Source organism: Comamonas sp. w2-DMI, from assembly GCF_040187735.1.
Taxonomy (GTDB): domain Bacteria; phylum Pseudomonadota; class Gammaproteobacteria; order Burkholderiales; family Burkholderiaceae_C; genus Comamonas; species Comamonas terrae.
On sequence record NZ_JBANEL010000021.1, the window covers coordinates 31433 to 43016 of the forward strand.

At 61.4% G+C, this 11584-nt stretch carries 17 protein-coding genes; 2 read left to right on the forward strand and 15 right to left on the reverse strand.

The window, feature by feature from the left end:
- Positions 1–2: 2 nt before the first annotated feature.
- The 13 genes from V8Z74_RS19440 to V8Z74_RS19500 all read right to left on the reverse strand — a co-directional run bounded on the left by V8Z74_RS19440 (position 3) and on the right by V8Z74_RS19500 (position 9914).
- Positions 3–287 carry a hypothetical protein gene (locus V8Z74_RS19440; RefSeq protein ID WP_349710764.1) on the reverse strand — a complete coding sequence of 95 codons (285 nt, stop codon included), beginning with the start codon at positions 285–287 and terminating at the stop codon, positions 3–5.
- 127 nt (positions 288–414) lie between these two features.
- Positions 415–867 (reverse strand): class I SAM-dependent methyltransferase, encoded by a 453-nt coding sequence (locus tag V8Z74_RS19445; RefSeq protein ID WP_502879585.1) that lies wholly within the window; start codon positions 865–867, stop codon positions 415–417.
- A gap of 86 nt (positions 868–953) precedes the next feature.
- Entirely contained in the window at positions 954–3101 is a 2148-nt protein-coding gene (locus tag V8Z74_RS19450; protein WP_349710767.1) for a DNA cytosine methyltransferase, read from the reverse strand.
- A gap of 67 nt (positions 3102–3168) precedes the next feature.
- Positions 3169–3474: an H-NS histone family protein gene (locus V8Z74_RS19455; RefSeq protein ID WP_349710769.1), complete on the reverse strand. Its 306-nt coding sequence runs from the start codon at positions 3472–3474 to the stop codon at positions 3169–3171.
- 14 nt (positions 3475–3488) lie between these two features.
- Positions 3489–3842 carry a hypothetical protein gene (locus V8Z74_RS19460; RefSeq protein WP_349710771.1) on the reverse strand — a complete coding sequence of 118 codons (354 nt, stop codon included), beginning with the start codon at positions 3840–3842 and terminating at the stop codon, positions 3489–3491.
- A 145-nt stretch (positions 3843–3987) separates the two neighbouring features.
- Complete coding sequence (locus tag V8Z74_RS19465; protein WP_349710773.1) at positions 3988–4971, reverse strand: recombination-associated protein RdgC; 984 nt, start codon at positions 4969–4971, stop codon at positions 3988–3990.
- Between the two features lie 27 nt (positions 4972–4998).
- Entirely contained in the window at positions 4999–5178 is a 180-nt protein-coding gene (locus V8Z74_RS19470) for a hypothetical protein (RefSeq protein WP_349710775.1), read from the reverse strand.
- Positions 5159–5434 carry a hypothetical protein gene (locus V8Z74_RS19475; protein ID WP_349710777.1) on the reverse strand — a complete coding sequence of 92 codons (276 nt, stop codon included), beginning with the start codon at positions 5432–5434 and terminating at the stop codon, positions 5159–5161. The genes V8Z74_RS19470 and V8Z74_RS19475 overlap by 20 nt, the downstream gene beginning before the upstream one ends.
- 103 nt (positions 5435–5537) lie before the next feature.
- Positions 5538–5867: a hypothetical protein gene (locus tag V8Z74_RS19480; protein WP_349710779.1), complete on the reverse strand. Its 330-nt coding sequence runs from the start codon at positions 5865–5867 to the stop codon at positions 5538–5540.
- Positions 5868–6629: 762 nt separating this feature from the next.
- On the reverse strand, positions 6630–6854 hold the full coding sequence (locus tag V8Z74_RS19485; RefSeq protein WP_349710781.1) for a hypothetical protein: 225 nt from the start codon (positions 6852–6854) through the stop codon (positions 6630–6632).
- Positions 6855–7378: 524 nt separating this feature from the next.
- A complete protein-coding gene (gene darG, locus V8Z74_RS19490; protein WP_349710783.1) occupies positions 7379–8452 on the reverse strand; it encodes a type II toxin-antitoxin system antitoxin DNA ADP-ribosyl glycohydrolase DarG in 1074 nt (357 codons plus the stop codon).
- Entirely contained in the window at positions 8453–9115 is a 663-nt protein-coding gene (gene darT / locus V8Z74_RS19495; protein WP_349710785.1) for a type II toxin-antitoxin system toxin DNA ADP-ribosyl transferase DarT, read from the reverse strand.
- Between the two features lie 49 nt (positions 9116–9164).
- A complete protein-coding gene (locus V8Z74_RS19500; protein ID WP_349710787.1) occupies positions 9165–9914 on the reverse strand; it encodes a LexA family transcriptional regulator in 750 nt (249 codons plus the stop codon).
- Between the two features lie 84 nt (positions 9915–9998).
- On the opposite strand from V8Z74_RS19500, the gene V8Z74_RS19505 reads away from it, so the two are divergent.
- Entirely contained in the window at positions 9999–10253 is a 255-nt protein-coding gene (locus V8Z74_RS19505; RefSeq protein ID WP_349710789.1) for a transcriptional regulator, read from the forward strand.
- A gap of 149 nt (positions 10254–10402) precedes the next feature.
- Here V8Z74_RS19505 and V8Z74_RS19510 read toward each other — a convergent pair whose 3' ends face one another.
- Positions 10403–10639: a hypothetical protein gene (locus tag V8Z74_RS19510; RefSeq protein WP_349710791.1), complete on the reverse strand. Its 237-nt coding sequence runs from the start codon at positions 10637–10639 to the stop codon at positions 10403–10405.
- Positions 10640–10728: 89 nt separating this feature from the next.
- On the opposite strand from V8Z74_RS19510, the gene V8Z74_RS19515 reads away from it, so the two are divergent.
- On the forward strand, positions 10729–11136 hold the full coding sequence (locus V8Z74_RS19515) for a hypothetical protein (protein WP_349710793.1): 408 nt from the start codon (positions 10729–10731) through the stop codon (positions 11134–11136).
- Positions 11137–11247: 111 nt separating this feature from the next.
- Here the strand turns inward: V8Z74_RS19515 and V8Z74_RS19520 are convergent, their stop codons facing one another.
- Positions 11248–11508, reverse strand: a complete 261-nt coding sequence (locus tag V8Z74_RS19520; protein WP_349710795.1) for a hypothetical protein — start codon at positions 11506–11508, stop codon at positions 11248–11250.
- Positions 11509–11584: the final 76 nt, after the last annotated feature.

Genomic DNA, 11584 nt, shown 5'->3' on the forward strand with positions numbered 1-11584 from the left:
CTTCAGTGCTTGGCGGCTTGGCAGCCAAAGTCGACGGTTTTGAAGGTGTCCACCATGAGCTGCGCGATTTCGATGGCGCGCTCATGGCCGAAGTCAGCCGCCATCGCACCGAAGCAGGCCTGGATGTGGCCTGCGTACAACTGCACCAGCTGATCCAGGGTTGCATCTGGGTTCTTGCAGGCCGCTTGTACTGCAGGGAGGCAGAAGCGGTGAAAAATCTCCGCGCCGACATGCACGGGTGTGCCATCGATGACGCTGCTTGCAGGATTCGGGGTTTGCTGGGTCATGTTTGCCTCGATCAATGCCCGCAGGGCAGGCCTTCGCCCTCGGCGGGAATTTCATAGACGGGTGCGCCGCAGCTGCCGCAGTGCGCAATGGGCTCGGGCTGCTGGCCCTGGGGTGGGGGAGTGGTATTCATGAGGGTTCCTTCATGAAGACAAGCCAATGGGTCATTCCTGAGCGGCCGCTAACTTGCCCGTAAAGCGGCCTTTCAGGGGTGAGGGCGAGCACGTCGCGGACCTTCACCTGGGTTTCGTTCCACTTGAAAACCAGCGTGCCGTGCGGCCTCAACACGCGGAAGCACTCGGCAAAGCCCTGGCGCAGATCGTCGCGCCAGTCCTGGCTGAGCTTCCCGTACTTGGCCGCCAGCCAGGAGCGCGGGCCGGCTCGTTCCAGATGAGGGGGATCGAAGGCCACATGCCAGAACGTGTCATTGGGGAAAGGCAGGGAGCGGAAATCCATCAGGAAGTCGGGTTCAATCACGAGAGTGCGTGTGCCGTCTTCTCGATGCGTGCGGTCTGTGACCGTGATGATTTCGCTGCGCCTGTCGCCGAAGATCGCGCGGGAGTCGGCTTTGTTGAACCACATCATTCGGCTGCCACAGCACGGGTCTAGGACTGCAGGTGTATTCATGGGAATCGGGAATAAAAAAGCCCGCTGGTGCGGGCTGGTTGCTATGCGACTTTGGCCCCGTAAACCCGGGCCTCGTGCTTGAAGTTGGCCAGCACCAGGGCCTTGGCCAGCGGCGGGCAGACGCTGTTACCAGCCATCCGCACCTGGGCGGTGGTCGTGAGCGGGATGCGCGGTAATGAGCGCGGGTCAGCCACGGCCTGCTTGCCGTCCTTGAACAGCAGGGCAGGGTCCGGGATCTGCTCAATCTCGTAGCCCTCCGGGAACCCCTGGGCCCGGTAGAGCTCGCGCGGCTTGAGCATGCGCAGCGTGATGTCCACCAGCACCCACCAGCCACCCTGATGCGACATCAGCACCATGTCCGCCTTCTCGGGGAACTGCTCGGGCAAGTGCTGATGCAGCAGCTCGGCGCACAGGCGGGCACGCTCGATGTTCTCGGGCGCCAGGGTGGCCGCTGGCAGCTTCACGGTTTGCACCAAGGCCATGCGCGCCTTGGTGGGCACGGTGTGCATGGGCTCGTTGCAGGCGCTGTCCTGGCCGCCCTCGCTGTAGTACTTGACCAGGCAGGCCGTGACCAGGCGCTGCTGCGTACCGCTGGCCGTGATCGTGGATATGGGCTCATCGACGCCGCGGCCTTCGCCCTCATAGAAACCCCCGTTGGCCTGCTCCAGGCAGACGGCTGCCAGCGCACTGGTAGCTCCGCTTGCCGTGACCGTGTTCAGCGGCACCTCCAGGCTGCGCACGCCATGGCTCCAGCGCTTGCCGCCGGCCTTGCCTTCGCCGTGGCCCATGTCCACGAGGTGCGCTGCCACGAGCGCGCTTTTCACGCCGCCGGAAACCACGGTGCCCAGAGGCGTCTCCACCGACTGCACCCGGGCGTCCTGTCCGGGCCGCTCGCCGTAGCCGATGGTTGCCAGATGCGCAGCGACCACACCCATCTGGATGCCGGTGCTGGGCCGCTTGGGCGTTCCGCCAGCTGTCACGGTCGGCAAAGGCTCATCCATGCCGCAACCCACCGCGCCCGTGTTGAACTTGGTGATGTGGGCCATCGCCAGCGCGTGGTGCTGGCCGCCGGCGGCAACCGTGGATAACGGGGCTTCTACGCTGTGGCCCAGCAGGTGCTGCTCGCTTGTTCCACGCAGCGGAGCCAGGGCCGGCGCTACGACGGAGAAATGCCCGCCCTTGACCTGGGCGCACACCGTGCGCAGCGGCTGGTCTGCGGGCATGGTCCGCTGGTTGCTGGCATTGGCATGCTCGGAGAGGTAGGGCGCCAGCACGGGCTGGGCCACGCAGCTGTCCGCCTTGCTGGTGATCGTTTGCGCCGGCGCGTGCACCGACCGGGCAGGGGACTGACCCATGCGACCACCCACGCCGACGATGAACGGGCTGGCGCTGGTCAGCACATGGCGCCACAGGCCCTTCGCCACGCGCCGCATGGTGTTGTGCACCAGCGGGCGCTTGCGGCCGAACACACTTTCTGCAGGCAGGCTGAAGTCAATGCACTCGGCGGCCGTGCGTTGGGGAGCCAGCTTGCCGGCCAGGACGCGGCGGTCGCCGGGCTCCGCATGGGTGGGCTCCGGGAACTCGATGGGCAGCCCGTCACGGCGGGCCACCAGAAACAGGCGCTTGCGGATGGTCGGGGTGTCGTGGTCGCAGGCGCGCAGCTCCGTCCAGTCCACTGCGTAGCCCAGGCCGCGCAGCTGCCGCACGAACGATTGGAAGGTCTTGCCCTTGCGTGCAGGGTCTGGCCGGGCCTTGCCGTCCGCATCCACGATCAGAGGCCCCCATTCCTGGAATTCCTCGACGTTCTCCAGCATGATGACGCGCGGCTTGCATTTCGCGGCCCAGCGCATCCCCACCCAGGCCAGGCCGCGAATGCGCTTTTCCACGGGGGTGCCGCCCTTGGCCTTGCTGAAGTGCTTGCAGTCCGGCGACAGCCATACCAGGCCCACCGGCTGGTTCTTCGTCACTGCAATGGGGTCCACTTCCCAGACGCTCTCGCACAAGTGCAGCGTGTGCGGGTGGTTCATGGCGTGCATGGCCAGGGCCTCGGGGTCGTGGTTGATTGCAATGTCCACGGGCCGGCCGAATGCGGCTTCCAGCCCTGTGCTGGTGCCGCCACCACCGGCGAAGTTGTCAATGATGAGTTCACGGCCGAGATCCAGGGCCATGGTGAAGTCGTCGCGGCGCATCGATGCTCCCAAAAAACAAGCCCGCTCGTGGCGGGCTCTGGTGATGTGGAATTCCTGGCGGGTTGGGCTATGCCGCTGGCGATCCGGCAATCAGGAATCCGGTCCGGTCCTTGCCGCATATCCATGCCGGCTCTTTGCCGCGGCCGGTCCAGGTTGCGCCGGTAGCCGGATCCCGGTACTTGGGCGCCACCTTGCCGAGCTGGCGCTGGGCAGCGCGGGGCCGGCCGGCAAAAATGTCGGCAGCCGTGATGTCGTAGGCTTCGCAGAGGTCCTTGATGGTCTGCAGCGACTCGGCACGCAGGCGCGTGCGCTCAGCGGCAATTCGTTCGTCCAGCTCTTCGCGCTGGGCCAGCAGGTCTTGGTAGGTGCTCATGTTTTTCTGCGGGGTCAGTTGAGTGAGGGCAGTTCGCGTGGCGCGCTGGCGATGGCGGCCAGCTTCGGCAGGATCTCGTCACCCCATTGGGGGTGATTCAGCAGCAGGTGGATGGCACCGGTTGCCAAGGAAAGGTTGGGGTGCAAGCGCTTGGTCTGCGCGATGAGCACACCCAGCACCTTTGCATAGGCCCTGGTCTTCATGATTCCCCAGGCGCTGAATTCCGCAGGCATGCGTTTGTTCAGCAGCTCGGCCGCGGCCAGCACCTTCTGGTTAGTCGCTGCCTTGTAGGTGTCGGACGACTCTTTCAGAGCCTTGGCTTGATCTGCCAGCGGTTTGGCCTGTTTGCGCAAGTTGGCGGCGTCCACCGTAAGTGCAGCGGCCTTGGCCTCGCGGCGCAGGCGTGCTGCCTCTTCCCGCAGTTCTCGGGATTTGTTGCGGGCCTACACATAGCTGGCGTGCAGTTCCACGGCCAGGAGGCCGGGGTGTTTTTCCTGGTCTTGCATGGCATCCTCAGAACGGTTGTTCGCCGGGGTGTGAATCTGCAGGGGCGCCCCGCGGCCCGGTGGTGCTGGAGGCAAGCGCCGCAGGCAGGCCAGCGCCCAAGCCCGTGCGTCCTTCCCCGCCCAGCGCCTCGATCAGATCCGGAATCAGGCGCGACAGCTCGCCCGTAGCAATGGCCACATCGGTATCGAAGCCGCGGTCATCGGCGCCGGCGCCGTCCATAACGGCATCCAGCAGGTCGACGTTTCTGATCTGCAGGCCCTCCGTGAGCACAAAGCTCACGCGGTCGTCCCACGTCATGGCAAGACGGGTCGGCAGCTTGCCGTGCTCGACGTGCTGGCGCACCTCGGCAATGTCCAGGGGATGGCGGCCGTAGCGCACCACGGCCTTGGATTCGTCCGGTGATTTCAGCTCGCAGTGACGATCCACGCTGAAGCCGGCCGGCGGTTCCTGCGTCATCAGCCAGTGCGCCATGGCCGCCTGCGGGCTGGTCTGGGTATCGACCAGGGCCAGCGCGAAGCCTGGCAGGCCTTCCACCAGCAGGCTCACCACCTCGTCGGCACGCGCCTGGCTGCCGGTGTCCAGCACCAGGAAGCGGGCCTGTGGATCGATCCACACCCACATGCTGCCCTGCTTGGTGAAGGCCATGGGCAGTAGGTCCAGCTTGGCCTCGTCCTTCAGCTCGCGGCGCTCCTTCTTGCCCGGCTTGCGGCCGTCGCGCTTCTCGAGGGCTTCCGCCTTTTCACAGACCTTGCGGTTGAGCACGCTGGCCGGCAGCATCTTGGTCTCGGTCATGAAGCGCAGCACCCACTGGCCTGCCACGCTCTCGGCCAGCGGCCCGTGCTGCTCGCCGCGCGGCGGCACCCAGCCGGCGCTGCGCTCCTGGGTTGCGCCGCACTCGGCAAACGGCGTCTTGCTCAACGCCTCCTCCAGCACCTGCAGGTCGGGCGACCAGCCGGGCGCGATGCGGTAAATGATCATGTTCTTGAACATCGGGGCTCCAGAAAACAGAACCCGCCATCAGGTGGCGGGTTGTTGGAAGGAGTGAGGCGCAGGGATCTGCTCCACACGGCCATCGGGGTAATAGAGCCGCCCGTCGGCGCGGCTGGGCAGCTCGAAGGCGCGAAAACGGCTGTCCGGGATGCCGGGATTGCGTTTCAGCTCCGGGCATTTGTATGGCTCATCGACACTCTTGAGCATGCTCTGCCTCCGTGCTGGCGCTGGGTGTCTTGGCCGCGGCGCTCACCAGGCTGTGCACATATTCGAGGATGGCCAGCGGGCGGTATTCCTGCACCGTGTCGGCGCCGGGCGCGGCCGGCGCGGCGCGTTTGGTGGGCAAGGGGAAGTTCACCGGCTTCCTGTCGCCCAGCACCAGGACAGGCATGGACGTGTTGGCAAGAAGGTGAGAGAGGGCGGCAGCAGCGAGCTCGCCGTGGGGAGATTCGGTTGTCAGCATCAGGGAAGCCTTGTTCACAGAGGATGAAATACGGTGATGGCGGCGGCAGCCAGGCCCGAGACAGCGCACAGGACCAGCCAGATGAAGAGCAGCTGCAGGATCTTCACGAGTTGCTCTCCCGCAGGCACCTCACCGTCTTGTCGTCCTCCCACTCGGCATGCATGCCCGGGCAGGCCTTGGCCGCAGCAGCCGCGAGCTTGACCTCGTGCGCGCTAGGGGCAGGCGTGATCACCCCCCGGTCGTAGACCGTCAGCGCGACCAGCACCATGGACAGCAGGGCCAATGCCAGCCAGCGGCCGTATCGAATCCGGCGGACCGGTCGGTAAATGGACACGGCTTCGGCCGCGCCACAGGGGAACGCGGACTGCAGCGAGCGGTGAAAGCGCGCGCCGGGGTCCGGGCAGACATCAGATGGAAATGCAATGCGTTGCATGGTGGGCCTCCTGGAATGAAAAAGGCCCGCGAGCGGTTGCTGCGGGCCATGGATAAAGAGCCGGTGCCCGTGAGGGCATGCCTGGGGAAGTGGTAGAGGGAGGGGAGGAGATGCCCCGGCCCGGCTGGAAAGGTAGATGGCGCAGCGGCTTGAGGGCCAAGCTATGCGCACTTGGTTTTGGAAAGAGTGCCGCACCATCTGGCGAGGCTGCACAGCCCGTTTGCTTGCCCTGGCGCATTCCAGTGCGAGTGTTTCCAACTTCTGTGCAGCCTCGCCGGATGGCCCTCGTGCTTTCCGAGGTGTCAGGCTTCCGGTGACGGTTCCGGCTTCGTTTCGCCTGCTGCAGCAAGGTACTCTGAACGTCAGGGGGTTAGCGATCCGCAGGCCTCGCCAGGGCTCACGGGACGGTATCGAGGCAGGGCTTTCACCTGCTGCGGCTGGTAAGGCCTCTGCACCCGGCCACGGGTATTTGTTGATGGCTGCCGTGTTCGCCCCGGCTTGTTGGTGAGAGGGATGTGTTCCGCAGACTTTCACTGTTTGCAGGCGGGCAATTGCCTGTCACACCATCATTGAAGCGGGCTGGGCTTGATACCAGCTGCCAAATCGCCACGCATTACGAAGTCTTTTTGAGTGCTGCAAGCTCGATTGGCTGGCTTGCTCGCTATGCGTTTTGTTGCGTGTCCTTCCACGCCGCCGCTTCAATGATGGCCCCGCTTAGCCCTGCGGGGACGGGCGCATACCTGGCCGGCATGCTGGCGTTGATCACATTTCAGAATCTCCCTTGGTGTCAGTTGCGTTGAGCATTCCGTGGTCGCGCAGGTATTCGAGCTCGGTCTCGAGATCGGTGTCTTCCAGCACTAGGGCGCCGTCCGGGCCGTAGACATTGCGAACAGGTGAACCCATGGCCTGCTGGATCCGCTCAAGGCGGTAGCCGTGCTGGGCCCAGATGGGGGCGGTGTCGTGTATCTTTCGAGTGGCTTTTTGCATGGAATGCTCACTGTGAGTTGCAAACCGCAGCACTCTCGATGAAAGCGCTCTGGTTTGTCCCCGGATTCGCTCCGGGTGGGCGGCGCACATCTCCCACGGTCACTGGCTTGCGCTTTGCTCTGGCAGCTTTATGCAGATCACTATCTGCGCCGGTTGCACCATCTACCGCTTCGGGGCGGCAGAGTCGCGGCGCGTTCCGGAAAGTCATCGGGGCGCAGCGTGTCTCTCGACGTGCATTGATTCACTGGCTTTTTAAAGATCCGGGCGGGCCCGGTCAATGCCGTGGTGCCCATCACAGCGGCCTTGTGCTGTGATGGAGTTGATAATAGCGATGCGCTAATGATTATGTCAATAGCGATACGCTAATTTGTTAATTATTTGAGTGCTGGCAAAAAATGCCCCCTGCTGCAAGCTTGGGAGGGGGCATCTTGGCGGAGGGTGGGGGCTCCGCCAGGATCAGCTTGTGGCGGGCGTGAAAAAGCCCGCGTGACGCGGGCTTGTTGACGTGCGGATGCCAGAGTCAGTTAGGAGGCCAGCCACCCACATTCATCTAGATGCTTAACTGCCACCTCCAGCACTTGGTCGGTGAAGATACGAGCCTTTCGCTCTGCGGCCCACTCGGTGGAAGGCCAGTTGTGTATGCCTTGGCGAAGAGCATCCGCATTCGGTTCAACAGCTTGCTTACTGATAAGCCAGTCACATGTGGCAAGAAGTTCCATGCCGAACGGTGATTGGAAACCGTCAATGATCTTCGTCGTCTCCTCAAGTGCCGCGAGGTACTCCTTGGCTTCGCTTTGGAGATAGGCTCCAACCAACGCCTTCTTCGCATCATCGAACCAAAGAGCTTCCGAAGGATCTGCGTCGCTTATGCGCTTTTCGCAATGCAAGTAACTTCCATCGAGGGAGTTGAGTAGATGAGGTAATTTTTCTGCGTACGGGCCGTAGAAGTGAGCTCGAAACTTGAGATCAAGAGGGCTTGCGATAGATAGTCGCTCAAGCGACCTCTCTAAGAACCAGCAAAGCTTTTGGATCTCCAGCAAGCTGCATTCCATCCCAAGGACGGAATAGCGCCGGACGAGCTCGGAGACCAAAGCGCGAGCGTGGGTGAGCTTCTCAACACCACTTCTTTTCTGGACGTTCTGATACTTGTCTGTAGGCTCGTATACCAAAACGCGCGTTCCAAGGTCTGAGAGCGCTTCCACGATGTGGGGCTTCACTTTGGCCCACTCAAGGCCTCCGTTGCCAGCGCCGAGAGGTGGCAGCGCAACAGATTCAACATTGTTGGTCTCGAGCCAGGCGCGTAGATCCGCCAATCCATCGACAATCCAATCTATGCGGGAGTTGCCTCGCCAATGCTGCTTTGTGGGGAAGTTGACGATCCAGCGGGGACCAGAGAGCTCGCCTGTCTCGGTTACAAATATTTTGCCCGTTTGGACTTGATGCTGCTTGCAGGCGGCGGCGTAGAGTTGGTAGTTGTGGGGGAACCGCTCTTTGAACATGAGCGCGATGCCTTTCCCCATGACACCAACAGTGTTCACGGTGTTCACAAGCGCTTGGGCGCCTGATTCCAGCAAATTACCTTGCTTGAATTCGAACATCTAAAAGTACCAGCCTGTTTTTGACAAAACCTTCAATTGTAGCTGACGCTGCTCAACGGCGAGCTGCACTTGCTGCCGAACTTCTTCTGTGTAGCACACTATACCTAGCAATGCTGTAACTGGAACATGGGTGTGAACGAGAGCTTCGGCTTGGTAGCGCTCCATCTTGTTCAAGTCATTGAAATCGCGCGCAAAGTCGCGACGTTGAAGAATGCCCCAGTCAATGTGATGGAGATCTTCAAGGTCGTTGAAGAAGTTTGCATATGCCACGTACGCGTGGGCATCTGTGAACCAGTAGCGCAACTGCATCCGTGCGATTCTTCGCAAGCTACTAACGAGGATCACGATTTCCGAATTTGGGCGCTGCGGGACACCATTTCTTCCGCTCTTGATGTTCAGGAGCATAGGTGAGAACGGTGTGAAGTAAAAAGGGACGTAGTCGTTCAGGAAGCCTGCATTGGGCTCCGGTATCAGGTGTTGTGCTCTACGAGCAGTGAGGTCTGCATTACCAATAGATACCCATTCAGGATTCCTATGAACTACGTTATTTCCACAGTACAGGCCATTGTCGAGAATCCAGGGCACGTTGCTGAGGTGGACGATCCGGAAGATGAGCGCTTTCTCGGGGTTGAGCTCCGCTTCGTAGGTTCTGTGAGTTGCCATCTACCGATCTCAAATTTGGTTGACGTGCGGGGGGGCAGCTCCCAGCAAGCTACAGCCTTTTCCCATTCCAGGCCCAGACCACTCGTCCCACCACATCCACTTGGTGATCGCCGTTGAGAACCTGAACCGTCTTGGAGCTTGGGTTGTCGCTGGTGACCTGCAGCTTTCCGTCAAACGTAGGCGTGACGCGCTTGACGTAGTTCTTGCCATCGGCTTGAAGCACATACACACCTTCGCGAGTGTGTGGGTCTCGCGCGCCAGGGCCTGTGTCCACAAGCAGCACATCACCATCAGTAAAAGTAGGAGACATGCTGTCGCCGTAGGCATGGATAAAGCGAAGTTCGCGTGGGTTCTGTGGACGGATGTATTGGTTGATCCAGTGAGGTGATAGCGCCAAGTCTCCCACGATGACATCGGACTCAAGCAGATCTGCGCCTGGACCCATGCTGCCGCAGTTGGCCAGCACTGGGACGATTACCGCATCTGCGGCGTGATAGACAGGAATGGCGGGATGGCTCTGGATCAGCTTTCCACTGCTTACCGCAGGTTCACTCTCGCTATTTGCTTGAATGGGCTGGTCCATCCAACCTGGCTCCAAGCCCAGTAGCTTCTCGATTTCCCGGGCGATTTCGCGGCTCATTACACGCGGTTTCCCTGTCTTTGAATCCGGCAGGCCGCGCACCCACTGGCTGATTTGTGCTGGCGCCTTCCCAATCCTGTTGGAGAGTTCTGCTTGTGAGCCGACCTCCTTTATCAGGATGGACAGTCTCTTGCGTCTTGTAATTTCTATGGGGTCCATGTAGCGATGGTTTAGCAAAACGCTATCGTTTACAAAGAGCGAGGCGCTATTGACTTCGTATAGCGACACGCTAACAATGAGGGCATGAAACTCAATGAGTACATCCTTACCCAAGGGCGCGGGGCAATCGGCCGGCTAGCGGCAAGCATTGGCGCACATGCTCCTGATGTGTCGCGCTGGATATCTGGCAAACGACCCATCCCCGAAAAGGCGGCTGTAGCAATCGAGACTGCTACCAGAGGTGCCGTGACGCGCCCGGAAATGCGGCCTGATGACTGGCAGGACATCTGGCCCGAGCTGGCGCTGCCCGCTCATCAGCAGGAGGCGGGGCATGCATAAATCTCTCATCACGCCCCCGCAAATCACAGCCAAGGCCCAAGAGGTCTTGCAGCTGCTCAATGGGATGTCATTCGCAGAGGCTGGGTATGTGCTGAGCGAGGCATCGGTCTTGTTCGACCGCGCCCGCGAGCAATTGAGTGCGCAAATTTTCAGCTCGTGCCAATCGTGCGCTCCCACAGAGGCGGGAGATCGTCTTTGAGCAAGCGATGGAGTTTTTGCGAAAGCGCTTCTATGTGGTCCAGCGTGTTGTTGGCGTATTCGTATTTGTCGGCACGCGTGTGCTCGGAAATGTCCAGCTTCCGGCGAATTTCCTGCAACTCGATGAAGTTTGCGACGCACATCAGTTTGATGGTGCGTAGCTCGTCCAGGACCTGTTTCTCGTTCATGCCTGCCCTCCTTGTGGCTGTTGATGGTTGCTGTGGAAAGCCCATCGTAGCCCAGGGTTGGGTGGGCACCATCACGCAGGAGGCCACACATGGCTGAATCCAAAGCGCAAACAAAGGCACTGGCCGCAGTGCTCGCAGCCCTGGAGGGTTTGGCGGGGCAGGACGCCCAGGAAGTTCTGGAGCGCGCGATGGCGCAGCTGGCTCATTCCGAGCCGCCGCCCGCATTTGCCCGCGGCGTCGCTGGCCCGCTGGGCAAGCTGGATACCCCCGTCAAAACCTGGCTGGATTCGGCTACTGCGGAGCTGTTCCGCCAGAAGGCGGCCGCGCGCCGTCAGGACGCTTCCAGCGCCCAGCGCGATTGCATCTACGCCTGGGTGCATGGAAAGACTTACACGGTGATGGTTGCTGAAAAGGCTTTGCATGACGCGAATGCTATGGACATCCGCGAGCAGATGGCAGTGCCATTTGCGGGACTCGAATTCGGAGGTCGCCAGTGATCAAGCCGCTTGACGCTGCCCAGGCAGTACAGAACGCAGAGGCCACGCAGCGGCGCGTGCAGGGACTGTATGAGGCGATGACTTCGCCCATCGATCCCGTTGAGCCGTCTATCAGCGAGTTGCGCTGGAGGCTTTCAATCTTTGCCTCACAAGCTGAGCCGTCTGATCTGCCCGCGCACGAAGTTCAACAACCTGTTCCAGATCCACATCGTGAGGACGGGCAACGCTCATTTCGTCAATGGCTCGTTGGAACCGCTGCAGCAGTTCTTCTGGGTTGGGTGATTGCGCAATCAGTTCGCCCAGGAGGATGCGAGTGATCTGGCTTTCGCATTCAAGCGCTAAGAGCGCTTTCTCCAGTTTTTCTTCGTTCATGTCTGCCCCTCTCGGGAATGGTTGTGTGGAAGCTGCCATTTTGTCCCGAGAGGCGGCGGGCACCTTTGCCGTGGGA